The following is a 23,857-nucleotide window of genomic DNA, read 5'->3' on the forward strand; positions in this document are numbered from 1 at the left end:
GGCGGTGTTCTGGGCATGCCGGCACCATGGAGCAACCCCGTGTCTTCGATCGGATCGCCGACGAGAAGCGACTCGACGCCGTCGGCGACGCGCTTCGCCGAGGCGTGCATGCCGTCCTGCGCCCGGGCGTCGTGAAGGACCTGCTGCACGGCGTGTTTCTCGGCCACCCGCTGCATCCTGCGCTGGTCCAGGTGCCGATCGGCTGCTTCGCCAGCGCCGCCGTGCTGGACATCGGCGGCAGCTCGCGGGAAGCCACCAAGCTGATCGGGCTCGGCGTGCTCAGCAGCGTGCCGGCGGCCGCGGCCGGTCTGGCCGACTACGCCGACAGCCAGCAGGACCAGCGGCGGGTCGGCGTGGTCCACGCCGCGGCCAACTCGGCCGCCCTGGTCTGCTACGTGGCTTCCCTGGCGCTGCGGGCCGGTGGCCGGCAGCGGGCCGGCGTGTGGTCGGCGATGGCCGGGCTGACGTTCAGCATGGCCGGTGCCACGCTGGGCGGCGACCTCGCCTTCCGTCGCGCCGTCGGGGCCAACCACTCCGAGCACGCCGGCCGCCTCGGCCCGGCCGACTGGTGCGATCTCGGTCCCGTGGACCAGTTCCCCGAGGCGAAGCCGATTCGACGGGTGGCGGCGGAGATCCCGGTGCTCGTGGTTCGGCGTGGCAAGGAGTTCTCGGTCCTGCACGACCAGTGCAGCCACATGTCCGGGCCACTGTCCGAAGGGGAGCTGACCGAAGTGGACGGTGCCGAGTGCGTGCAGTGTCCCTGGCACGGCAGCGTGTTCCGGCTCGACGACGGCCGTCCGGCCCACGGGCCGGCCACCGCGCCGCAGCAGCGGCTGGACAGCCGGGTGCGGGCCAGCCGGCTAGAAGTCAAGACGGCGTAGGGGATGCGGTGCCCGGCGATGTGATCACCTACCGCGAGGACGGCGTGTGGAAGACGCGCGTCGAGGGCAACAGCCGGGCCTCGCGGATCAGCGTCGACCGGGGCGACGCGGTCGCGTTCGGCCGGCGGGTGGCGCGGGAACGCGGCGTCCAGCACATCGTGCTGGACCCTGACAAGGCCGACAGCGAGTAGGACTCGGGGCCCGGGCTGAAAGCCCGGGCCCCGCCGCCGTGCTCGGCCGGTGCATCCGCCCTGGCCAGGCGGTTGCCGGCAGTGAAATGCGGTGCTCAGTCGTGGGAACGGCGCAGCAGCAGCCGGAGCAGCACGATCAGCCCGAGCAGTCCGGCCAGCACCATGGCGGGCCGCTGCCGGACCACGTTCATCGTGCGGTGCGCCGGCTCCCGGACCGCCTCGGGCAGATCGTCGATCCGGCGCTCAGCCTCGTTCAGTGAGTTCACAGCGGTGTCCTTGGCCTGCGCCGCGACCTGCTGGGCCTTCTCGGCCGCGGTCGCGGCCACCTGCTGGGCCTTGGCCCCGACCTCGCCGGCGCGCGCCTGCACGTCGAGCTTGTCGGACAGCTGCTGCACCGTCTCGCCCAGCGCCTCCCGGGTGCGTTCGGCCTGCTCGCGCAGTTCCGTGGCCTGATCCTTCGCCTTCATCTCGCGCTCCTTCACGAACCGGTGATGACACCCGGATACCCAGACGTGAATCGGACGACACGTGGGGCCGCGACCTCGCCGGCCGGGTTAAGCGCGGCGCTGCCGGGTATGGCCTTCGGTGAGGTTCACCGAAGGAGGAGACGTGACTGCACCCCTCAACCCGCTCGCCGTGGTGACCGGGGCGTCCAGCGGCATCGGGCTCGAACTGGCCCACCAGCTCGCGGCCCACGGCTTCGACATCGTGGCCTGCGCCGAGGACGACGAGCTGGCGATTGCCGCCGATGCCTTGCGCGCCAACAATGTTGCCGTCGATGCCGTACGAGCCGACCTGACCGAGCCGGATGCCGTCGAGCAGCTGGTCAAGGTCGTGACGTCGACCGGCCGCCCGGTGGAGGCGTTGGTGATCAACGCCGGCGTCGGGGTCTCGGGCGCGTTCGTCGGCGATTCGACGCTGGAGGACCAGCTCTACGTCGTCGACCTGAACGTGCGGTCGGCGGTGCACCTGGCCAAGCGGCTGCTGCCGGCGATGGCGGCCCGGGGCAGCGGCCGAGTGCTGTTCACGTCGTCGATCGCGGCGGTGATGCCGGGCCCGTTCCAGACGGTGTACAACGCCTCCAAGGCGTTCCTGCTGTCGTTCTCCGAGGCGCTGCACGAGGAGCTCAAGGACAGCGGCGTCACCGTGACGGCGCTGATGCCGGGCCCGACGGAGACGGAGTTCTTCGACCGCGCGGACATGGGGGACACCAAGCTCGGGGCGTCCGAGAACAAGGATGACGCCGCGGTCGTGGCCAAGCAGGGCTTCGAGGCGATGATGGCCGGCAAGGGCCGCGTCGTTGCCGGGTCGATCAAGAACAAGGCTCAGGTTGCGGCGGCGAAGGTGTTGCCGGACAAGGCAATGGCCGCGCAGCACCGCAAGATGAGCGAGCCGGGCAGCGCGGAGAGCTGATGGACGAGCTCCGATTGCTGACCGGGGGCTACGCGTGGCTGCCCGACCGGCGCCGCCGAGCGCCGACGTACCGGACCAGGCTGCTGGGGCGACGGGCGACGTGCATCGGCGGTGTCGACGCCGCGAAGTTCTTCTACAACGAGCGGCACATTCGTCGCCACGGCGCGTTGCCGGGCCCGGTGCTGAGCACGCTGTTCGGTCACGGTGCCGTGCACACACTCGACGGCGCCGAACACCGCACCCGCAAGTCGATGTTCCTGTCGGTGATGGGTCCGGACTGCGTCGCTGATCTCACCGCCAAAGCCGCCGAAGTGTGGGACGAGACCGTCCCCACCTGGCGGCGCGTCACCCTGTTCGACGAGACCAGCCGCATTCTCACCAGGGCCGTCACCGACTGGGCCGGGATTTCGTTGCCATCAAACGAAATCCCGGCGATGGCCGCCGACCAGATCGCCATGGTCGACGGCTTCGCCACCGCCGGGCCGCGGCACTTCAAGGCCCGCGCGGCCCGGCGGCGTCAGGAGAAGTGGTTTGCCGGCGTCAGCGAAGGCTTCCTGTACGACGTGATGTCGGCTCACCTTCGCGACCCGCACACCCGGGCCGTGGAGCTGCTCAACGTGATCCGTCCGACGGTGGCGTTGAGCTGGTTCGTCACGTTCGCCGCGCATGCCCTGCACCGCTGGCCCAAGCACCGCGCCGACCTCGCCGCCGGCGGCGCGTACGCCGTCGCCTTCGCGCACGAGGTCCGCCGCTTCTACCCGTTCGCCCCGTTTCTCGGCGGTCTCGCCGTGCAGGACCTGGCATGGGACGGCGAGCGTATTCCGGCCGGCAGCATGGTGCTGCTCGACCTGTACGGCCACAACCACGATCCCGCGCTGTTCCCCGACCCCTACGTCTTCGCGCCGGACCGGTTCGTCGGCCACGACATCGGGCCGTTCGAACTCGTGCCGCAGGGCGCCGGCTGGCCCGACATCAACCACCGCTGCCCGGGGGAGGGCATCGCCGTGGCGGTGCTGGCCACGCTGGCCACCGGCCTGGCCCGGCTGGACTACGAGGTCCCCGAGCAGGACCTGGACATCCCGTTCCACCGCATCCCGACCCGGCCGCGCAGTGGCTTCGTGCTGCGAACGTCGTCTTAGTGATGACGAGCCACTTGTCATCGTTTGGATGACATGTTAGAACAGTGGTGCGCGTTGACAGCCGACGAGGGACATGGAGGTGGAACGATGTTGATGCGCACCGACCCGTTCCGGGAGTTCGACCGGCTGACCCAGCAGGTCTTCGGAGCCCAGGGGACGTGGTCCCGCCCGACGGCGATGCCGATGGACGCCTACCGTGACGGCGACCAGTACGTCGTGCACTTCGACCTGCCGGGCATCGACCCCGAGGCGATCGACCTCGACGTCGAGCGCAACGTGCTGACCGTGAAGGCGGAGCGCCGCCCGGTCGAGCGCGGCGACGGCGTGGAGATGCAGGTGGCCGAGCGACCGCTCGGCGTGTTCTCCCGCCAGCTGTTCCTGGGCGACGCCCTGGATGCCGAGCGCATCGCCGCCCAGTACGAGCAGGGCGTGCTCACCATCCGCATCCCGGTAGCCGAGAAGGCCAAGCCCCGCAAGATCGCCATCGACCAGGCCGCCCCCGAACCCCGCCAGATCAACGCCTGACCAGTTCGGAACGGACCATCCCTCAACTCGGAGTTTCGGAACGGACCATTCCTCAACTCGGAGTTTGGGAACGGCGCTTTCACAGCGTCGGTGAGAGGCAGGTGGTGCCTGATCGACATCCCTGAGCAGTACGAGTGAACATCCCCCTCGCGAAGCCCCGCCGGTGCGTGCCGGCGGGGTTTCGCCCGTCGTGGTTGCCCGGCGTGGCACGGGGTAGCCGATGGTCGACGACATGGGAGGAACCCGATGAAGGCAGTGACCTGGCACGGCAAGCGGGACGTGCGGGTGGACACCGTGCCGGACCCACGGATCGAGCAGCCGACGGACGTGGTCGTCGGCATCACCTCCAGCGGCATCTGCGGCTCCGACCTGCACCTGTACGAGGTGCTGGGGCCGTTCCTGGACGAGGGCGACATCCTTGGCCACGAGCCGATGGGCGTGGTCGAGGAGGTCGGCGCCGAGGTGACGGCCGTGCGCCCCGGCGACCGGGTGGTGATCCCGTTCAACGTGTCCTGTGGGACGTGCTTCATGTGCGGCCAGGGCCTGCACTCGCAGTGCGAGACGACCCAGGTGCACGAGCAGGGCAATGGGGCGGCGCTGTTCGGCTACACCAAGCTGTACGGGCAGGTGCCGGGCGGGCAGGCGGAGTTCCTGCGGGTGCCGTTCGGCAACACGCTGCCGATCAAGGTCCCGGACGGCCCGCCGGACGACCGGTTCGTCTACCTGTCGGACGTGCTGCCGACGGCCTGGCAGGCCGTCGAGTACGCCGCGATCCCCGATGGCGGCAGCGTGGCGGTGCTCGGGCTCGGGCCGATCGGCGACATGGCGTGCCGGGTGGCGCAGCACCGCGGCGCCGGCCAGGTGATCGGCGTGGACCTGGTGCCGGAGCGGCTGGAGCGGGCGCGGCTCAACGGTGTCGACGCGCTGGATGTGCGCGATGCCGACCTGGTCAAGGTCATCCGGGACAAAACCGGCGGCCGCGGGCCGGACGCGGTGATCGACGCCGTCGGCATGGAGGCCCACGGCTCGCCGACCGCCCAGCTCACGCAGCAGATGACCTCGCTGCTGCCGGACGCCCTCCAGGGCTGGCTGATGAAGCGTGTCGGCGTGGACCGGATGCACGCGCTGTACCTGGCGATCGAGATCGTCCGGCGCGGCGGCACCATCTCGCTGTCCGGTGTGTACGGCGGCATGGCCGACCCGATGCCGATGCTGCGTATGTTCGACAAGCAGATCCAGCTGCGGATGGGGCAGGCCAACGTGCACCGGTGGATCCCGGACATCCTGCCGCTGGTGGTCGACGGCGACCCGCTGGGCCTCGAAAGCTTCGCCACCCACCGGGTGCGGCTGGAGTCGGCCCCGGCGGCGTACCAGATGTTCCAGCAGAAGCGCGACGGCGCGGTCAAGGTGCTGCTGCAACCCTGATGTTTGAACTCCCGCGACACTGGTCACCCCCGGGTGCGCGGCACTCATGCCCCTGGCTGCGGCTGGGGGCATGATGTTCGTGTGAGTGGTCTCAGTGCGGAAGAACCAGACAACGCGGAGGTAGGGTTGGCGACCGTCGCCGTCGAGCGTCCGGCCGACGACATCGCTGTGGTCCAGGTGGACGGCGAGGTCGACATGGTCACCGCGCCGGCGCTGGAGAGCCAGGTCGTCGCGCTGCTCGCGGAGAAGCCGAAGGTCCTGATCATCGACCTGACCGGGGTCCGGTTCTTCTCCTCGGCCGGGCTGGCCGTGCTGGCCCTGGCCCACCGCGAGGCCGACGAGACGACCCAGCTGCGCGTGGTGGCCAACGACCCGGCCGTGCTGCGGCCGCTGGAGCTGACCGGCCTGACCGAGGACCTGTTCATCCGGCCGAGCCGGAAATCCGCGATGGACGCATGAGCGGCGTCGACCCGCTGCGCTGGCACGGTCTGGCCAAGGCCGAGCAGCTCAGCGGCATCCGTCGCTCGATCGAGGAGTGGACCGAGCGGGCCGGACTGGGCGTCGACCTGTCGCAGATGGTGGCGCTGGCGGTGTACGAGGCCATGGCCAACGTGGTCGAGCACGCCTACCGCGACGACGGCATCGGCACCCTCGACGTGGAGATCCGGCATGACGGCGACGCCGTCATCGCGGTGATCGCCGACGAGGGCCACTGGCACGTCAGCACGCCCGAGGAGCAGCGGCACCGCGGCCGCGGGCTGGCGCTGATCGAGCGACTCGCCGCCCAGGTCACCGTGCTGCCGGGCAACACCGGCACCCACGTCCGCATGCGCTGGCCGGTCGACCAGCGGGACGGTCGCCTGCGCTTCCTCGACGCCGTCACCGACGCCGGTCTTGCCCAGCTGGGCACCACGGCCCTGCTGCGGGAACTGCTGAGCCGTATTCACACCCTGCTGGACGTGGACACCGCGGCCGTGCTGGTCTACGACCGGTCCGGCGACCACCTCGTCGTCACCGCCTGCGTCGGTCTGGAAAACCAGGTCCGCCGGCCGATCCGGATCCCGTTCGGGGTCGGGCTGGCCGGGAAGGTGGCCGAGAGCCAGCGGGCGCTGGTCGTGGACCGGATCGACGAGACCACTGTGGAGTCGCCGCTGCTGCGGGAGAGCGGCCTCAGCGTCCTGGCCGGTGTGCCCATGGTGGCCGGCGGGACGCTGGTCGGTGTGCTGCGCGTGGGCGCCGCGGGCGACCGGACGTTCAGCGCCCAGGACATTCTCCTGCTCCAGATCGCCGCCGACCGGCTGGCGCTGGCCGTGCAGGCGCAGGCGTCCAACGCCGAAAGCAGCCCCACCACGGCGTTGCAGCGCAGCCTGCTGCCCAGCCGCCTGCCGTCCATCGCCGGGCTCGACTTCGCCGGCCGCTACGCCCCCGGCGCCGACCTGGGCGTCGGCGGTGACTGGTACGACGTGTTCTCCCTGTCCGGCGGCCGCATCGGCATCGTGATCGGCGACGTCGCCGGGCACGGCTTTCCGGCCGCCGTCGTGATGGGCCGGCTGCGCAGCGCGCTGCGGGCGTACGCCCTCGACAACGACAAGCCCGAGATCGTGATGGACAAGCTGGACCGCAAGGCCAGCCACTTCGAGGCCGGCGTGATGGCCACCGTGGCCTATGCCGTGGTCGAGCCGGAGGCCGGCCGGCTGACGCTGTGCCTGGCCGGTCACCTGAGACCCGTGCTGGCCCGGCCCGGCCGGCCCAGCCGATTCGTGGACGCCGTCGTGGACCCGCCGATCGGCTTCTCGCTCAAGGGCCGTCGCCGTCGCAGCCAGGTCGTCGAGCTGCCGCCGGGGGCGACCCTGTGCTTCTACACCGACGGCCTGGTGGAGCGGCGGGACCGGCCGATCGACGTCGGGCTGGCCGAGCTGCTGGCAGCCGTCGCGCCGGTGCCGTCGGAGACGGTGTGTTCGGAGCTGATGGCCGAGTTCGTCGAGGGACAGGCGACCGCGGATGACGTGGCGTTGCTGGTGATGCACCGGACGGAGGCCGTGTAGTCACTCGGCCCGGACCGGTGCGGGCATCCGGGCGTCGTGTTCGAGTTTGGGGTGCGGCGGGCCGGGAATCCGCTGCCATGACGGAGTCCGCTGACGCCGTGGTGATCGGCGCCGGCCACAACGGGTTGGTCGCCGCCAACGTGTTGGCGGACGCCGGGTGGCAGGTCCTGGTGCTGGAGGCGACCGACCGGCCCGGCGGCGCGGTGCGTACGGCGGAGCTCGCGGCCCCGGGATATCACAGCGACCTGTGCAGCGCCTTCTTCCCGATGATCGCCGCCTCGCCCGTGTTCGCCGACCTCGACCTGACACGGTACGGGCTGACGTGGCGACACGCCCCCGATGCCGTGGCCCACCTCCTGCCCGACGACCGCAGCGTGGTGCTGTCCCGTGACATCGACCGTACCGCGCAGTCGGTGTCGGAGTTCGCCGCCGAGGACGGCGACGCCTGGCGGCGTATGCACGAGCAGTGGCTCCGGCTGCGGGACCCGTTCCTGGACTCGCTGCTCCGCCCGTTTCCGCCGGTCCGCGCCGGCCTGCGCCTGCTGCGGCGTGCCGGCACCGCCGAGGGACTTCGCTTGGCGCGCATGGTAACCCTGTCCGCCCGCACCTTCACCGAAGAGTGGTTCACGGGGGAGGGCGCGCGCCTGTTGTTGGCCGGCAACGCAATGCACGCCGACATCGGCGTGGACGGTGCCGGGAGCGGCGTTTTCGGTTGGCTGCTGGCGATGTTGGCTCAAGAGGTCGGCTTCCCGGTGCCCGAAGGCGGCGCGGGGCGGATCACCGAGGCGTTGGTGCGACGGCTTCGGATGCGCGGCGGCGAGGTCATCTGCGGCCGTCGAGTCGCCAAGATCCTGGTCGCCGGCGGGCGCGCCGTCGGGGTGCGTGACGCCGAGGGGGAGTTGGTACGGGCCCGCCGCGCCGTGCTGGCCGACGTGCCCGCGCCTGCGTTGTACCTCGACCTGGTCGGTGCCGAGCATCTGCCCGCTCGGCTCGTCGACGACCTCGGCCGGTTCCATTGGGACCCCGCGACCGTGAAGGTCGACTGGGCGCTGTCCGGGCCGGTGCCGTGGTCCGCCGCGCAGGTCGGCGGCGCTGGCACCGTGCACCTCGGCGCGGACCTGGACGGGCTCACGGCGTTCAGCGCCGACCTCGCCCGGGGCCGTACGCCGCGGGACCCGTTCCTGTTGCTGGGGCAGATGACCACGGCGGATCCGTCACGTTCGCCGGCCGGCACCGAGGCGGTGTGGGCATACACCCACGTGCCGCACGGTCAGCGTTGGGACAAGGCGCATCTGGCGCGTGCCGCCGACCGGATCGAGCGCGTCGTCGAGCGCCACGCCCCCGGCTTCGGGTCGCTGGTCGTGGGGCGCGCCGTGCAAGGGCCGTGCGATCTGGAGGCCCACAACCCGAGCTTGGTCGACGGCGCCATCAGCGCCGGCACCGCGTCCATCCACCAGGAGCTGTTCCTACGCCCCGTGCCCGGCTTGGCCCGCGCCGACACCCCCGTACAGCGCTTGTTCCTCGCTGGCGCCTCCGCCCACCCCGGCGGCGCCGTCCACGGCGCCCCCGGCAACAACGCCGCCCGCGCCGCGCTCGCCCGTGACGGCTGGGCCGGCAGCGGCTACCAGGCCGCCATCAACGCCGCCCACCGCCTCGTCTACGGCTGACCGCCTCCCCGCCTTTCCCCACCTGAGTGGCTCACTTGCGCTCCACGGCCAAATGAGCCACTCAGGTGGGGATGGCTGGCGCACGTGAGTGGCTCATTTGCGTTCTACGGCCAAGTGAGCCACTCAGGTGGGGCAACAGGCGAAAGTGAGCCACTCAGGTGTCGCCACGGGTGCGGCCGCGGGCGAGGTCGCCGAGCCGACGAGGGCCTCGAGGTTGCGGGGCCGTAGCAACAAGCCCTTCACCGCGTCCGGTAGCGGCGCGGCCGGGAGCCAACGTAGGACCAACCGTCGGCCAGCACGGCGAACACGTGCTCCGGGGACACCTCGACCGTTCTGGTCACCTCGATCATCCCGTCGGGAACCCCGTGCGGGGCCGGCGAAACGACGTCAGGCGCCGGCCACCAGCTGGCGCGGGATGTCGTAGCGCCAGGGCTGCTCGGCCAGCGAGACGGGTTGCAGCGGAAGGAAACCACGCGCGTCCCACACGGCGTGGCACAGCACCACGCCCTCGCGCAGCGCCCACGGGCACACCTCCACCGACGGCACCTTGAACTGGCTCATCGCGGCGTGCGCCACCATCGCGCCGGCCACGACCTGCCGAGCGCGGGATCGTGACACGCCACGGAGGTCCGCGCGTTCGGCCATCGGAATGCGGGCCAGACGCGGCACCCAACGTGCGACGTCGTCCACGGTAAGGCAGCGCCGCACGAACGGGCCGTGCCGCTGCGGCGGGGCACCGGCCAGCCGGGCCAGCTGCTTGAACGTCTTCGACGTGGCGACGACCTGGTTGGGCACGCCTTCCCAGGCCATCCGGTCGGCGATCTCGCCGATCTCGTCCTGGACGTGGCGGCGCAGCCGACGCAGCTGCTTGGCCGTCGGCGGGTCGTCGGGCAGGAACCGGCGGGTCAGCCGGCCGGCGCCGAGCGGCAACGACACCACGAGGTCGGGCAGCAACCCGGTGCCGTGCACGATTTCCATCGAGCCGCCGCCGATGTCCAGCACCAGCAGCCGCCCGGCCGACCAGCCGTACCAGCGGCGGACGGCGAGATAGGTGAGGCGGGCCTCGTCCTCGCCGCTGAGGAACTGCGGCCGGACACCGGTCCCGTCCTCGATGCGGGCGACGACCTCGTCCCGGTTGGCGGCGTCGCGGATCGCCGACGTGGCGAACACGTAGAGCTGGTCGACGTCCAGCCGCCGGGCCTCGGCCACGGCTCTGTCCACCGCGCCGACCGCGCGTCTGACACCGGCCGGGTCGATGGCGCCGTCCGGGGTGAACGACTCGGCCAGCAGAGTGGGCTCCTTCACCGCGTACGCCGGCAGCGGCGGGCCGCCGGCCACGATGTCCACCACCTGCAGCTGCGCCGAGTTCGACCCGATGTCCAGCACGCCCAATCTCATTGCCCCGGCTACCCGGCGGCCCGATTTTCAATCCGTGGGAAGACAACCGGGCCGCGCGGTTTATTCGACGGGGATCTGGGTAGGCGCTTTGCGCAGCCACCGGCGCAGGTCATACGGTGGGCAGCGGTTGAGCAAACAGCCGGCGTGGCACGCTTGTGTCCGGCTCGGGCTGCGTCTCCACCCACTAGGGAAGCGGTGCCCATGTCAACACCCGCCACGACTCCCATTTCCGTGAGTACGGAACGTATCGGCTCCATTGCCGTGCTGCACCTCTTCGGCGAGCTGGATCTCGCCACCGTCGACCTGGTCGAGCGGGAGGTCACCGCGGCCACCGCGGACGTCTCGGCGCTCGTGATCGACCTCGACGGCCTGACCTTCCTGGCGTCGACCGGCCTGAGCCTGCTCGCGCGGCTGTCCCAGCGGGCCACCGAGGACGGCTTCGGCCTGCGGATCGTCGCCTCACGGCGGCAGGCCCTGCGGCCGTTGCAGATCACCGCACTGGACAGCCTGCTCACCATCGACAGCACCGTGGACGCGGCGCTGGTGGCCTTGCCGCGACGGGCCGGCTGAAAAAGCCGGCATCGACGGCTCCGGCGTTGCAGAATTCTTGACATGTGCGGTCGATACGCCAGTGCCCAGACCGACGCCGAGCTGGCCAAGGCGTTCGAGGTCGTCGATGTGATCGGCGACGAGCCGGAGCCGTCGTGGAATGTGGCGCCGACGCAGCCGGTGCGGGTGGTGCTGGAGCGTGCTCCCAAGGACGAGCCCGAGGCCGACGCCGCGCGGCTGCTGCGGTCGGTGCGGTGGGGCCTGGTGCCGTCGTGGGCCAAGGACGTCAAGATCGGCAGCAAGATGATCAACGCCAGGGTGGAGACGCTGCTGGCCAAGCCGGCCTTCAAGTCGGCGGCCCGGCGGCGTCGCTGCGTGATCCCGGCCGACGGCTACTTCGAGTGGATGAAGATCGACAACCGCAAGGTGCCGTTCTTCCTGCACGCCGCCGACGGGGAACCGCTGGCCATGGCCGGCCTGTACGAGCTGCGGCCCGACCCGGACCTGCCCGAGGACCATCCGGACCGGTGGCTGTGGACGTGCACAGTGATCACCACGACGGCCGCCGACACCCTCGGCCACATCCACGACCGCAGCCCGCTGCTCATCCCGTCCGGCGACCTGCTCGACGCCTGGCTCGACCCGAAGCTGGCCGACGCCGACGACGTGCAGACGCTGATCAACAGCCTGCCCGAGCCGCACCTTGAGCCCTACGAGGTGTCCACAGCCGTCAACAGCGTCCGCAACAACGGGCCCCACCTGGTCGAGCCGGTGGCGGTCTGATCCGGGCTCGACCGGCAGGATCAGGCAAGAGCCGAAGCGGATCGGTCTAACGTTTCCGCAGGTCAGGCTGCTTGTATTGGGTCATGGACGTCAACCACGGTTTTCACGCCACGATGACCGCCCGACCCGGCCGGGGCGACGAGGTGATCCGGCTCCTGCTCGACGCGCCGGCGCTGCCGCACCCCGACTGCGTGGTGTTCCTGGTCAGCCGCTCGGTCGAGGACCCCGACACCGTCACCGTCACGGAGGGCTGGACGAGCCGCGAGGCGCACTCCCGGTTCTTCGCTTCGGAGCAGGCCAAGGCCTTGGTCGCCGCCCTGGAACCGTTGCTGCACGGGGAATCCCGGTACACCGACGAGGTTCCCGTCGGCGGCAAGGCGGTGTTCTGAGCATGAGCGGCCCTGCCCTCGACCCGGAACTGCGCACACTGCTGGCCGACATGCCGCTGCGCACCACCCTCGATCTCGAGACGCTGCACCAGATCCGCCCGTACGCCACCGGTCAGCCCGATCATCTCGACCGACGGGACGTCGGCCGGCTCTCGATCTTCACGCCGGCCTCCCGGCCCGTGAACGCGCCGTGCGTCTACTGGGTCCACGGCGGCGGCATGGTGATGGGGGATCGGTTCTCGCAGCTGGACATTCCGCTCGACTGGCTGGACGAGTTCGGTGCGGTGGTGGTCACCGTGGACTATCGGCTGGCGCCAGAAGCCACCGGCATGACGCTGGTCGAAGACTGCTACGACGGTCTGGTCTGGACCGCGGAGCACGCCGACGAGCTGGGCATCGACCCGGCGCGGATCATCGTGGCCGGCACCAGTGCCGGCGGTGGTCTGGCCGCCGGCGTCACCCTGCTGGCCCGCGACCGGCAAGGGCCGCCGATCGCCGCGCAGATATTGATCTGCCCGATGCTCGATCACCGCAACGACACCGCGTCCAGCCGCCAGTTCGCCGGGGAGCCCGGCGTGTGGACGCGGGAGATGAACGATTTCGGCTGGCGGTCGGTGATCGACGGCGTTGGTGGCGTCCCGTCGTACGTTTCCCCTGCGTTGGCTGAGGACCTGTCCGGCCTGCCCACGACCTACGTCGACGTCGGCACCGCCGAGGTGTTCCGTGACGAGGACGTGGCCTACGCCAGCCGGATCTGGGCCGCCGGCGGTCAGGCGGAGCTGCATGTCTGGGCCGGCGGCTGCCATGGCTTCGACGCGCTGTTCCCGAAGGCGGGGTTGTCCGTCGAGGCCCGGCGTACCCGAACGAACTGGTTGGCGCGGGTGCTCAGCCCAGCGTCTTGACGATCACGTCGTGCATCGCCGGCGTGACCTCCGACGGCCCGTCCTCGTCTCCGGCCGAGGGCGCCAGCCGTTCCAGCCCCAGCGCCAGGCCGAGCACCCGGCTGCGCACCGAGTCCACCACCTTGGCCACCGAGTCCCCGGCCAGTCGCGTCTCGGCCGCGGCGATCGTGTGCCCGGGCGCGACGTCAAGGCCGCCGATGTCGATCAGCCGGTTGATCAGGTCGATCTGCACGCCGCCCCATGGCCGGACCAGCGGCGCGCCGACCCGGACCAGTTCGTCGAGGTGGTCGACCGGGTCGACGACCCGCACCTCGTAGACGCGCATCAGCCGGGAGTCCCGTAACTCCTCCGCGAAGGCGCTTTCCGGCAGCGGCGCCATGCCTGGTGCGATGCCACCGGGGATGCGGCGGTAGCGCACGTGCGCCTCGCAGCGGTACGGCCCCCGGTAGGTCGGCACCGGTTCGTCGTCGGCGTACCCGGCCAGCTCCCGGTCGGCCCAGTTCTCGAGTTCGGCCGAGCCGATCCGCCGGGCGAGCATGCGGACGCCGCGCAGGACGTCCGCGGTGCTGGGAACCTGGCGGGCGGCGTCGATCAGCATGTCCAGGAATCCCACCGGTCGAGTGTCGCGAACCGGTGGGCTCCGTGTCATCCTCCGTCCAGACTCCGGCCCTTGCCTCCCTTTCGGGCACCACGGCGGCCGTACTCGGCGTACCGTCCCGCAACCATGGCGGGTTTCCTTGTCGCCACGACGTCCGTGGTCGGCCACGTGACGCCAACGGCGCAGGTGGTGCGGTGTCTGGTCAGCCGTGGGCACGACGTGCACTGGTAGACCGGCGCGGGCCTGCGGGCCCCGGTCGAGGCGGCCGGCGCGACCTTCCACCCCATCACGCATGAGATCGACTTCACTCTGGTGACGCCGCCAGAGCTCATTCCCGAGCTGCGTACCGCGTCGAAGCTGGAGCGTGTCCGCCTGTACTTCGAACGGGCGTTCGTGGACGCCGCGCCCGGCACCGTCCGGGACCTTGAGGCGATCCTGACCGATTTTCCAGCCGACGTGCTGCTGGCCGACCAGTTGGTGATCGCCGCCTCCATGGTGTCGGAGCGCGGCGGGCCGCCGTTCGCGCGGCTGGCCACGACGCGTCTCGGCACCTACAGCCGTGACACGCCGCCGCCTGGTCTCGGTCTCGCTCCCGGTTCGCGGTTGCGCGATCGGGCACTGACGATGTTGCAGCGCCACGTTTTGTTCCGGCGGCCGGCGCGGCACCTTGATGACGTCCGAGAGAGCCTCGGCCTGCCTCGGCGTGGCTACGCCGTGTTCGACGAGTTCATGTCGCCTTGGCTGTTCCTGATGGACACCGCCGAGTCTTTCGAGTTCCCTCGGAGTGATCTGCCGCCGCAGGTGCACTTCATCGGTGCGCTGACGCCGGATCCGCCTTCGTATGACTCGCGTGATTCGTATGAGGAGCCGGCGTGGTGGCCTGGGCTGGACGACGGTCGGCCTGTGGTGCTGGTTGCGTTGAGCACCGTTGCCAATGCCCGGTCGAACTTGATCGGCGCTGCCGTCGATGCCTTTGCCGGGATGGACTTGACCGCTGTTGTCGCCACCGGGGGTGCTGATTTTGTTGCTCCGGCGGCACTTCCGTCGAATGTCCACATCGAACAGTTCGTGCCGCTGGCTGCGATCATGCCGTACGTGAAAGTTTTCGTGACCAATGGCGGGTATGGTGGCGTTCAGATGGCTCTGAAGCATGGTGTGCCGATGGTGGTGGCCGGGGTGACGGAGGAGAAGCCTGACATTGCGGCCCGTGTTGCTTGGTCGGGGGTGGGGATCCGGCTTTCCACGGATGCCCCGAGTGCTGATGTTTTGCGGCGGGCTGTGATGGAAGTCCTTGCCGGGCCGGGGTATGGGGCCGCCGCTGGGCGGATTGCTGAGGACCTTGGCCGGCACGACGCTCCTGTCGAGGCTGTGGAATTGTTGGAGGAGCTTGCTCGGACGGGGCGGCCGGTGGTGCGGCGGGGGTAGGTGTGGTTGGGGTGTTGTGCGGTGGTTGGGTTTGGTGGCCCGCCCACCCGCCCTTTGTGGGGGTTGGGTTTGGTGCGCGTGCTGCGTAGTTTTCCGGGGGTTCTTCGGTTTATGGGTCGATTTGGTGTGGAGCCTCTGCGCGATGGCCCAAGGGCTAAAAGCGGGCAGGACGAGCCTGCCCTTGGCCTGTCAATTGTACGCCATCGCGCCCCTCCACACAAAATCGACCCAATTCGGGGAGTTGGCGGCGGAGGTGCGAGGGAATGCGGTGGCTGGCTTTGGCTCCGCTTTCCGACCTTCGGTGGCCGTTGTCGCGCCGGTGGGGTGGTGGAGTTGCAAAACTTTTCCCGTTGTTCGTTTCCCGCTCCCATTAGTGGCGCATGGGGTGGGTGGTGTGGTGGCGGCCGGCCGGGGTGATCCAGTGGGTGGTGCCGTCTGAATCCTGGGTCACTGTGTAGTTGTCGTGTTTGCGGTGGTGGTGCCAGGTGCAGAGCCCTTGCAGGTTGGTCGCCTCTGTCTGACCTGTGGGCCAGGGGGTGATGTGGTCGTGTTCCTGGATGGGCAGGGTGCAGCCGGGGGCGGTGCAGGTCCCGCCGGCCCGAGCAACGGACGTCTCTTTCATCAGTGCCGTGGGCCGGTAGGTGTCGGTGCTGATCGCGGAGATCTGCTGGTACTCGTCGAGGAGGAGTCCCCGGAAGGGGCCGTGCATGGCCAGCTCCCGGGCCGCCTCGGCCGCGATCGGGCCATAGCCGGCGAGCTGACCGGGGTCGTTGGTCAACCCGAGCAGGGTCTCCATCGAGATCGTCACGAAGGTCCGCACGTTCCAGTTGGTGTGCTTGCCCCGCAGACGGTCCCAGAGCACATCGGAGCGTTTCTGGTCGGTGGTGCGCTCATCCTTCGGCAGCGACTTCGCATCCGCGCAGATCTGCTGGAACAGCTGGTGAGCCTCAGCAGCCGGGAGGATCCAGGTCAGCTTGGCCATACCGTCAGGCAAGGCAGAGAGTCCGACCTGCCGGTCGTCCTTGGCCTTGTGGCAGCGCTGCTCGTGGCCATCGGGGTCGGCCTTGGCGACCAGCGCGGTGGCCTTGCGACACACCTGAGTCCGGGTCATACCACCGGCCTGCTCGGCCAGGGCCTGGTCGACGTCGGCGACCTGGGCCGGGTCGGCGAGGTGGCGGGTCCGCTCGTGGACCGCCGCGAACCGGGCCAGGTCGATCTCACCCCGGCGGAACCGCTCCGCCAGCGCAGGGTGAGTCTCCAGAGCAGCGGCGACCTCTTGCGACCGGGCCAGGGCCGGCTCCGAGACCTTCGTGGCCATCGCCAATTCGGTGAGGTCGTCGATGTGGTTGAGGGCCTCATGTTCGGCCCATTCACACACGGCCCGCACCTTCCGGGCCACCCCCACGAAATTGACCAACTGTTCTTGGGTCAGGCTTGCCGGATCCACTCCCACCACCAGATCGAACAGGGCCCCGATGGGTTCCAGGTGCTCGATGTCGCGGGTGAGTTCCATACCTTTGAGAATACTCGAACACAAGATCGAACACGAATCCCTAACGGGTGAATCCCGCCAGGCAGAAAGGCTTTTCTTTCTCCCCGCCACACCGCAACACGGCAACTCGTACCAGTCGCGTGGATTTTGTGTGGAGGGGCGCGATGGCGTACAATTGACAGGCCAAGGGCAGGCTCGTCCTGCCCGCTTTTAGCCCTTGGGCCATCGCGCAGAGGCTCCACACCAAATCCACGCGACCACACCGAACTAATCCCCCGCTACGCCAATCCCCGCTACCCCAACCCCAGTCCCAACCCAGCGAAGTCAACCAGCGGCTCAGTCCCCACAGGCAGCGACGAACGCCGCGCAGGATCAGCGATAAACGCAAGAATGGCGGACCGCAGCGCCCGAACAGCACGCGTCGGGTCAACCCCCTGACGATAAGCAAGCTGCACGATCCGCGTCATGCCCGCGTCAGCCGCAAACCGGGTCATACGAAAACGCCCCCCGACGACCGTGCTGGGCACGACCGCCGCCCCGACCCCCGCCCTGACGAGCTCAAGCACCGCGTCCATCTCGCCACCCTCGATGGCAAACGAAGGCTCGAACCCCGCCGCCCGGCAAGCATTAACCGTGACGTCGCGTACGTCATAACCACGCCGGAACATCACCAGCGGCACGTCAACCAGTTCCCGGACCGCCAGACGGTACTCCGACGGATGCGCATCGCCCGCAGAGATCAACACGAGCTCCTCAAGCAGAAGCTCGGTAGTGGACAACTGATGGTCACCGGCATGCCGAGGCCCGGCCAACAGCGCCAGGTCCAACGCACCCTCAGCCAACCGCGCCCGCAGATCACCGGACCCGCTTTCGTGTAGCTCCAACTGAATCCCGGGATACCGACGGCGAAACGCGGACAGGATCGCCGGCAGCAGACCGGTGCACAGGCTGGGCGGCGCACCGAGCCGAACCCGGCCACGCTCGAGCTCGTCGAGCTCGCGGATGGCCCGTCGCGCCCCCTCGATCTCGGCCAAGATGCGCCGGGCGATCGGCAACAGGGTCTCGCCGGCCTCGGTCAACGTCACGTTCCCCCGGATCCGGTGGAAAAGCGGCGCGCCGAGGTCGTGCTCCAAGGCCCGGATCTGTTGGGACAGCGAAGGTTGCGCCACCCGCACGTGCTCGGCGGCGCGCGTGAAGTGCCGGTGCTCGGCGACCGCGACGAAGTAGGCGAGCTGCTGGAACTGCATCCACCAATAATAGCTGAAGGCTATCGATACGGTAGTTACGATGTCTTTGACCTCTCGAAACACTCGGCCTAGCGTCCCTGAGGTGGTCATCGAAGCGGCGCAGCGGCCCGCCCGGCGGAACCGACCGGCCGCCCGGCAGTTCTGGGACTCGACGATCGGCAAGAAGATCGTCATGGCGGTCACGGGCGCGGCCCTGCTCGGGTTCGTGTTCGCGCACATGGTCGGCAATCTCAAGACCTTCTTCGGTGCGAACGACCTCAACGCCTACGCGCACTGGCTCCGCACGATCGGCGAGCCGGTGCTGCACTACGAGTGGTTCCTGTGGATCATGCGAACAGGCCTGATCCTCGCCGTGGTGCTGCACATCACCGCGACCGTGCAGTTGGTCCGCCGCGACCATCGGGCCCGCCCGGTGCGCTACGCCCACCGCCGGCCGATGAGGGCCACCTTCGCCGTGCACACGATGCGCTGGGGCGGGGCCACGCTGGCGGTGTTCATCGTCTGGCACATCCTCGACCTGACCGTCGGCAAGGTGAACCAGGACTTCATCGCCGGCGATCCGTACCACAACCTCGTGGCCGACTTCCAGGTCTGGTGGGTCAACGTCATCTACCTGGTCGCTCTGGCGATGCTCGGCCTGCACATCAACCACGGCTTCGCCAGCGCCGCCCGCACGCTCGGCGTCACCAGCGTGACCAGGGAACGGGCGCTCAAGGTCTTCGGCAGCGCGATGGCGATCGTCACCACGGCCGGCTTCGCGGTCGTGCCGATCGCCGTCATGACGGGATTGGTGCACTGACATGTACGTCGAAGGCAACCCGATCGCCGACACCGCCGCGCCGCAAGTCCCGCTGGAGAAGCGTTGGGACGAAAGGAAGTTCACCGCCAAACTGGTGAACCCGGCCAACCGGCGCAAGCACCGCGTGATCGTCGTCGGCACCGGCCTTGCCGGCGGCTCGGCGGGAGCGACACTGGCCGAGCAGGGCTATCACGTGGTGCAGTTCTGCTTCCAGGACTCCCCGAGGCGGGCCCACTCGGTCGCGGCGCAGGGCGGGATCAACGCGGCCAAGAACTACCGCAACGACGGCGACTCGACCTACCGCCTGTTCTACGACACGGTGAAGGGCGGCGACTTCCGCTCCCGAGAGTCCAATGTGTACCGACTGGCCCAGGTCTCCGGGCAGATCATCGACCAGGCGGTGGCCCAGGGCGTGCCGTTCGCCCGTGAGTACGGCGGCCTGCTGGACACGCGGTCGTTCGGCGGCGTGCAGGTGCAGCGCACGTTCTACGCCCGAGGGCAGACGGGCCAACAGCTGCTGATCGGGGCGTACCAGGCGCTCTCGCGGCAGATCGACGCCGGCAACGTGGAGCTCCACGCCCGCACCGAGATGCTCGACCTGATCGTGGTCGACGGCAAGGCCCGTGGCATCGTGGCCCGCGACCTGATCACCGGGGAGATCACCACGCACCTGGCCGATGCCGTGGTGCTGGCCACCGGCGGCTACGGGAACGTGTTCTACCTGTCCACGAATGCCAAGGGCTCCAACGCGACCGCGATCTGGCGGGCCCACAAGCGCGGCGCTTACTTCGCCAACCCGTGCTTCACGCAGATCCACCCCACCTGCATCCCGCGCTCCGGCGAGCACCAGTCGAAGCTGACCCTGATGAGCGAGTCGCTGCGCAACGACGGCCGGATCTGGGTGCCGAAAAGGCAGTCCGACACCCGGCCGCCGCAGGACATTCCCGAGGACGAGCGGGACTACTACCTCGAACGCCAGTACCCGAGCTTCGGCAACCTCGTGCCACGCGACATCGCTTCCCGCGCGGCCAAGAACATGTGCGACGCCGGGTACGGCGTCGGTCCGGGCGGCCTCGGCGTCTACCTGGACTTCGCCGATGCGATCAAACGCCTTGGCCGGCCGGCGATCGAGGCCCGCTACGGCAACCTGTTCGACATGTACCAACGGATCACGGCCGAGGACCCGTACCAGGTCCCGATGCGGATCTACCCGGCGATCCACTACACCATGGGCGGATTGTGGGTCGACTACGACCTCCAGAGCACGATCCCCGGCCTGTTCGTCATCGGTGAAGCCAATTTCTCCGATCACGGCGCCAATCGGCTCGGGGCGTCGGCCTTGATGCAGGGCCTGGCCGACGGCTACTTCGTGCTGCCGGCCACCCTCAACGACTACCTCGGCGGCACCAAGCTCGACACCATCGACGCCGGCCGCGAGGAAGTCCGAAACACAGAAGCCCAGGTGCGGCAACGGATCGAGAAACTGCTCAACGTCAAGGGAAAGCGGTCGGTGGACTCGTTCCACCGCGAGCTGGGCGTGTTGATGTGGGACTACTGCGGCATGTCCCGCACCCGTGAGGGCCTGACCAAGGCCCTGGAACGGATTCCCGAGCTGCGCGCCGAGTTCTGGCGTGACGTCCGCATCCTCGGCTCAAAGGACGAGCTCAACCAGGAGTTGGAGAAGGCCAACCGGGTGGCCGACTTCCTTGAACTGGCGGAACTGCTGCTGATCGACGCACTGCACCGCGAGGAGTCGTGTGGCGGGCACTTCCGCGAGGAGCACCAGACGCCCGAGGGCGAGGCCCAGCGCGACGACGGCAACTTCGCTTACGTCGCCGCGTGGGAGCACGGCGAGATTCCCGTGCTGCACCGCGAGGAACTGGCCTTCGAGCACGTCCACCCCACCCAGCGGAGCTACACGTGAAACTCACCGTTCGCATCTGGCGGCAGGCCGGTCCCAAGGCTGACGGCAAACTCGTCGCCTACCCGGTCGACGACGTCAGCCCGGACATGTCGTTCCTGGAGCTGCTCGACGTTCTCAACCAGGACCTGATCGCGGCCGGCGAGGAACCGGTGGCCTTCGACCACGACTGCCGCGAGGGCATCTGCGGCTCCTGCGGCGTTGTGATCAACGGCCAGGCCCACGGCCCCGAGCGCACGACCTCGTGCCAGCTGCACCTGCGCTCGTTCTCCGACGGCGACACGATCGACGTGGAACCGTGGCGGGCCAAGGGTTTCCCGATCATCAAAGACCTGGTCGTGGACCGGTCGGCGCTGGACCGGATCGTGCAGGCCGGCGGCTACATCACCGCCCCGACCGGCAGCGCGCCGGACGCGCACGCCACGCCGGTGCCCAAGCCGTCGGCCGACCTGGCCTTCGACAACGCCACCTGCATCGGCTGCGGGGCCTGCGTCGCCGCCTGCCCCAACGGCTCGGCGATGCTGTTCACCGCGGCCAAGGTGACCCACCTCAGCCTGCTGCCGCAGGGCGAGCCCGAACGGGCGCAACGGGTGCTGGACATGGTCGACACCATGGACGACGAGGGCTTCGGCGGCTGCACCAACACCGGCGAGTGCGTCGGGTCCTGTCCCAAGGGCATTCCGTTCGCCAGCATCGCCACGCTCAACCGGGAATTCCTGAAGGCCAGCCGCACCAGGCGGTGAATCCTGCTCGCTTGTCCGAGTCACCCGGACGAGTTCAGTGAACGTTAAACTTGGGACCTTCTCGGTGTCACGAAACGTGGCCTACGTTCCTTGACCATGGACGCGGTGCGGGCACGTGGGATCACCAAGTGCTTCGGCGACGTCGTTGCACTGGACGGCGTCGACCTCGACCTCGCGGCCGGGCAGATCCACGGGCTGGTCGGGCCGAACGGGGCCGGCAAGACGACGCTGCTGGGGCTGCTGCTGGGCTTGGCCGTGCCGGACGAGGGCAGCCTGGAGATCCTCGGCGCGCCGGTCGGCCGGGCGCTGACCGCACCGGACGGTGTCGCCGGCTTCGTGGACGGCCCCGGCCTGTATCCGCAGCTCACCGCCCGACAGAACTTGGCCGCGCTGGCCAAGCTGCGAGGGCGCTCTGCAAGCATCGACGACGTGTTGGCCGATGTCGGGCTCAGCGACGTCGCCGATGACAAGGTGCGCGGCTTCTCCCTCGGTATGCGGCAACGACTCGGCCTCGCCGCGGCGCTGTTGACCGAGCCCCGACTGCTGGTGCTGGACGAGCCATCCAACGGTCTCGATCCAGCCGGCAAACGGCATGTGCACGGCGTCCTCACTCGATTGGCTGATAACGGTGTGACCGTTATCGTGTCCAGCCATCGCATGGACGACGTCGAGGCGCTGTGCACCGAGGTCACCATTCTCGCCACCGGCCGCGTGGTTTTCACCGGCCCACTCGACAAACTGTCCGCCGAGAACCGCGAACTCGACTATCGGTTACGCACCTCGGATCCATTAGTCGCAGCCGAGACCGCCGCCGAGACGCCCGGTATCACCGTCGTCGACAGCGGCGAGCTTCTCGTTGTGCGAGCGGAGATTCCGGCCCTGGACGAGCTCGTGTCACGCCTGGTCCGGGCCGGCACGGCCGTGCGGGAGCTGGCCCCGGTCGTGTCGCCGCTGGAAGCGGCATTCCTGGCGCTGACCGAGGAGGCCGCCCGATGACCGCCGTCCTCGAACGTGCCGAGGTCCCGGTGGTCCGCGGCTACCGGTTCGAGATGGTCAAGTTGGTGTCGCAGTGGCGGATCCGGCTGCTGGTGCTGGCCTGCTGGCTGGCCCCGGCGCTGTTCGTGGCGGCGGTGAGCCAGCAGAGCGACCTGCCGACCGACACCTTGTTCGGCCGCTGGATGAACATCTCCGGCTGGGCCGGCCCGTTGGTGCTGCTGGGCTTCGCCGGCACGTATGCGTTGCCGCTGCTGACTTCCGTGGTGGCCGGCGACGTGTTCGCGGCCGAGGACCGGCTCGGCACGTGGCGGCATCTGCTGGTGGCCATGCGGTCCTACCGCCGGATCTTCGTGTCGAAGGCGCTGGCCAGCCTGACCGTGATCCTGCTGCTGGTCATAGGGTTGGCTGTCTCCGGCGCGGTCGGCGGGCTTGTGGCTGTCGGCAGCCAACCGCTCGTCGCCCTGGACGGCCAACTTCTGCCGCCGGGCGAGGCCGCCGGACTGGTCGCACTGGCCTGGATCTGTGTGCTGGCACCGACTTTGGCGCTGGCCGGTATCGGGCTCCTCGGCTCGGTGGTGTTCGGCCGCTCTCCGATGGGCTTGCTGCTGCCGGCCGTCGTGGCGCTGGGCATGGGCGTTGCGCAGCTGTTGCCGCTGCCCGTCGCCGTCCGCCTCGCCCTGCCGAGCTACGCCTTCATCGCCTGGACCGGCCTGTTCACCACACCGGCGCAACTCGGCCCCCTGCTGATCGGCGTTGCGGTCAGCCTGGTGTGGGCCGTCGCGGCGACTTCGTTGGCGTACATCGTGTTCATGCGCCGCGACTTCACCAACCTGAGCAACGACGGCGTCGGCCGCCGAGCCCTCACCGTCGCCGCCGCCCCGCTGGTCGGGCTGCTGGTCGTCACGATGGGCGTGCTGGCCGTGGCCTCGCCGTCGACCGGCTCCGGCATCGACCAGAACAAGGTCCAGCAGTCCGTGGCCACGGCCTTCGGCCGCCTCTACCGGCTGCAGACCCAGCAGCTCCACCGCCCTGACGTGACGGAGGAGCAGTTGGCCAGCACGGTCGCCTGCACGAAGGGCGATGGGCTCGTCGAGGCGGACGGCCCCGGCAACGACTGGCGCTGCGTCGTGTCGTGGCACCTGCCCGGCACGACCATCGCGGGCCAGGCGATCTACCAGCTCGACATCGCCTCCGATGGCCAGTACGTGGCCGACGGCGATGGGCCGAAGGAAGTCAACGGCTACTTCCAGGTGCACACCCCGAACGGGGACCAACCCAACCCGCTGTGGCAGTTCGACGGCCACCTCGAACTGCTGTCGAAGGGATGAG

The 23,857-nt window shown here is 69.5% G+C and carries 24 protein-coding genes; 19 read left to right on the plus strand and 5 right to left on the minus strand.

Annotation, left to right across the window (positions count from 1 at the left end):
* Positions 1–26: 26 nt before the first annotated feature.
* On the plus strand, positions 27–881 hold the full coding sequence (locus tag M3Q35_RS06840; RefSeq protein WP_273940792.1) for a Rieske (2Fe-2S) protein: 855 nt from the start codon (positions 27–29) through the stop codon (positions 879–881).
* 8 nt (positions 882–889) lie between these two features.
* The gene (locus M3Q35_RS06845) at positions 890–1,072 is read left to right on the plus strand and encodes a DUF2188 domain-containing protein (RefSeq protein ID WP_273940793.1); all 183 of its coding nucleotides are present in this window, start codon (positions 890–892) and stop codon (positions 1,070–1,072) included.
* Positions 1,073–1,167: 95 nt separating this feature from the next.
* On the opposite strand, the gene M3Q35_RS06850 is transcribed toward M3Q35_RS06845, so the two are convergent.
* Positions 1,168–1,539, minus strand: coding sequence for a DUF3618 domain-containing protein (locus M3Q35_RS06850; RefSeq protein ID WP_273940794.1), 372 nt, complete (start codon positions 1,537–1,539; stop codon positions 1,168–1,170).
* Between the two features lie 142 nt (positions 1,540–1,681).
* Between M3Q35_RS06850 and M3Q35_RS06855 the strand changes: the two genes are divergently transcribed.
* The 7 genes from M3Q35_RS06855 (at position 1,682) to M3Q35_RS06885 (ending at position 9,286) form a co-directional block, all read left to right on the plus strand.
* On the plus strand, positions 1,682–2,485 hold the full coding sequence (locus tag M3Q35_RS06855; RefSeq protein ID WP_273940795.1) for an SDR family NAD(P)-dependent oxidoreductase: 804 nt from the start codon (positions 1,682–1,684) through the stop codon (positions 2,483–2,485).
* Complete coding sequence (locus M3Q35_RS06860) at positions 2,485–3,624, plus strand: cytochrome P450 (RefSeq protein WP_273940796.1); 1,140 nt, start codon at positions 2,485–2,487, stop codon at positions 3,622–3,624. The genes M3Q35_RS06855 and M3Q35_RS06860 overlap by 1 nt, the downstream gene beginning before the upstream one ends.
* An 87-nt stretch (positions 3,625–3,711) precedes the next feature.
* On the plus strand, positions 3,712–4,149 hold the full coding sequence (locus tag M3Q35_RS06865) for an Hsp20/alpha crystallin family protein (RefSeq protein WP_273940797.1): 438 nt from the start codon (positions 3,712–3,714) through the stop codon (positions 4,147–4,149).
* 246 nt (positions 4,150–4,395) lie between these two features.
* On the plus strand, positions 4,396–5,574 hold the full coding sequence (locus tag M3Q35_RS06870) for a zinc-dependent alcohol dehydrogenase (protein ID WP_273940798.1): 1,179 nt from the start codon (positions 4,396–4,398) through the stop codon (positions 5,572–5,574).
* A 126-nt stretch (positions 5,575–5,700) separates the two neighbouring features.
* On the plus strand, positions 5,701–6,033 hold the full coding sequence (locus tag M3Q35_RS06875) for an STAS domain-containing protein (RefSeq protein WP_273940799.1): 333 nt from the start codon (positions 5,701–5,703) through the stop codon (positions 6,031–6,033).
* Positions 6,030–7,619, plus strand: a complete 1,590-nt coding sequence (locus M3Q35_RS06880; RefSeq protein WP_273940800.1) for a SpoIIE family protein phosphatase — start codon at positions 6,030–6,032, stop codon at positions 7,617–7,619. The genes M3Q35_RS06875 and M3Q35_RS06880 overlap by 4 nt, the downstream gene beginning before the upstream one ends.
* A 77-nt stretch (positions 7,620–7,696) precedes the next feature.
* A complete protein-coding gene (locus tag M3Q35_RS06885) occupies positions 7,697–9,286 on the plus strand; it encodes a phytoene desaturase family protein (protein WP_273940801.1) in 1,590 nt (529 codons plus the stop codon).
* A 387-nt stretch (positions 9,287–9,673) separates the two neighbouring features.
* On the opposite strand, the gene M3Q35_RS06890 is transcribed toward M3Q35_RS06885, so the two are convergent.
* Complete coding sequence (locus M3Q35_RS06890; protein WP_273940802.1) at positions 9,674–10,672, minus strand: Ppx/GppA phosphatase family protein; 999 nt, start codon at positions 10,670–10,672, stop codon at positions 9,674–9,676.
* Positions 10,673–10,915: 243 nt separating this feature from the next.
* On the opposite strand from M3Q35_RS06890, the gene M3Q35_RS06895 reads away from it, so the two are divergent.
* The 4 genes from M3Q35_RS06895 (at position 10,916) to M3Q35_RS06910 (ending at position 13,307) form a co-directional block, all read left to right on the plus strand.
* A complete protein-coding gene (locus M3Q35_RS06895) occupies positions 10,916–11,254 on the plus strand; it encodes an STAS domain-containing protein (protein ID WP_273940803.1) in 339 nt (112 codons plus the stop codon).
* Between the two features lie 42 nt (positions 11,255–11,296).
* On the plus strand, positions 11,297–12,016 hold the full coding sequence (locus M3Q35_RS06900; protein ID WP_273940804.1) for an SOS response-associated peptidase: 720 nt from the start codon (positions 11,297–11,299) through the stop codon (positions 12,014–12,016).
* 83 nt (positions 12,017–12,099) lie between these two features.
* Positions 12,100–12,405, plus strand: coding sequence for a putative quinol monooxygenase (locus M3Q35_RS06905; RefSeq protein WP_273940805.1), 306 nt, complete (start codon positions 12,100–12,102; stop codon positions 12,403–12,405).
* A gap of 2 nt (positions 12,406–12,407) precedes the next feature.
* A complete protein-coding gene (locus M3Q35_RS06910; RefSeq protein WP_273940806.1) occupies positions 12,408–13,307 on the plus strand; it encodes an alpha/beta hydrolase in 900 nt (299 codons plus the stop codon).
* Here the strand turns inward: M3Q35_RS06910 and M3Q35_RS06915 are convergent.
* Positions 13,291–13,920 carry an AbiTii domain-containing protein gene (locus M3Q35_RS06915; protein WP_273940807.1) on the minus strand — a complete coding sequence of 210 codons (630 nt, stop codon included), beginning with the start codon at positions 13,918–13,920 and terminating at the stop codon, positions 13,291–13,293. The two genes, M3Q35_RS06910 and M3Q35_RS06915, sit on opposite strands and share 17 nt — an antisense overlap.
* 297 nt (positions 13,921–14,217) lie before the next feature.
* Between M3Q35_RS06915 and M3Q35_RS06920 the strand changes: the two genes are divergently transcribed.
* Positions 14,218–15,330: a glycosyltransferase gene (locus M3Q35_RS06920; RefSeq protein WP_273940808.1), complete on the plus strand. Its 1,113-nt coding sequence runs from the start codon at positions 14,218–14,220 to the stop codon at positions 15,328–15,330.
* Positions 15,331–15,700: 370 nt separating this feature from the next.
* On the opposite strand, the gene M3Q35_RS06925 is transcribed toward M3Q35_RS06920, so the two are convergent.
* A complete protein-coding gene (locus tag M3Q35_RS06925; protein ID WP_273940809.1) occupies positions 15,701–16,843 on the minus strand; it encodes an HNH endonuclease signature motif containing protein in 1,143 nt (380 codons plus the stop codon).
* A 272-nt stretch (positions 16,844–17,115) separates the two neighbouring features.
* Positions 17,116–18,069: a LysR family transcriptional regulator gene (locus M3Q35_RS06930; RefSeq protein ID WP_273940810.1), complete on the minus strand. Its 954-nt coding sequence runs from the start codon at positions 18,067–18,069 to the stop codon at positions 17,116–17,118.
* A gap of 82 nt (positions 18,070–18,151) precedes the next feature.
* Between M3Q35_RS06930 and M3Q35_RS06935 the strand changes: the two genes are divergently transcribed.
* The 5 genes from M3Q35_RS06935 (at position 18,152) to M3Q35_RS06955 (ending at position 23,856) form a co-directional block, all read left to right on the plus strand.
* Positions 18,152–18,868 (plus strand): succinate dehydrogenase cytochrome b subunit, encoded by a 717-nt coding sequence (locus M3Q35_RS06935; protein WP_273940811.1) that lies wholly within the window; start codon positions 18,152–18,154, stop codon positions 18,866–18,868.
* A gap of 1 nt (position 18,869) precedes the next feature.
* Entirely contained in the window at positions 18,870–20,792 is a 1,923-nt protein-coding gene (locus M3Q35_RS06940; RefSeq protein ID WP_273940812.1) for a fumarate reductase/succinate dehydrogenase flavoprotein subunit, read from the plus strand.
* On the plus strand, positions 20,789–21,532 hold the full coding sequence (locus M3Q35_RS06945) for a succinate dehydrogenase/fumarate reductase iron-sulfur subunit (protein ID WP_273940813.1): 744 nt from the start codon (positions 20,789–20,791) through the stop codon (positions 21,530–21,532). The genes M3Q35_RS06940 and M3Q35_RS06945 overlap by 4 nt, the downstream gene beginning before the upstream one ends.
* Before the next feature lie 105 nt (positions 21,533–21,637).
* Positions 21,638–22,528 (plus strand): ABC transporter ATP-binding protein, encoded by an 891-nt coding sequence (locus M3Q35_RS06950; protein WP_446685271.1) that lies wholly within the window; start codon positions 21,638–21,640, stop codon positions 22,526–22,528.
* Positions 22,525–23,856: an ABC transporter permease gene (locus M3Q35_RS06955; protein WP_273940815.1), complete on the plus strand. Its 1,332-nt coding sequence runs from the start codon at positions 22,525–22,527 to the stop codon at positions 23,854–23,856. Before M3Q35_RS06950 ends, M3Q35_RS06955 begins: the two co-directional genes overlap by 4 nt.
* Position 23,857 lies beyond the last annotated feature (1 nt).

Origin of the sequence: Kutzneria chonburiensis, assembly GCF_028622115.1 — a bacterium.
Taxonomy (GTDB): domain Bacteria; phylum Actinomycetota; class Actinomycetes; order Mycobacteriales; family Pseudonocardiaceae; genus Kutzneria; species Kutzneria chonburiensis.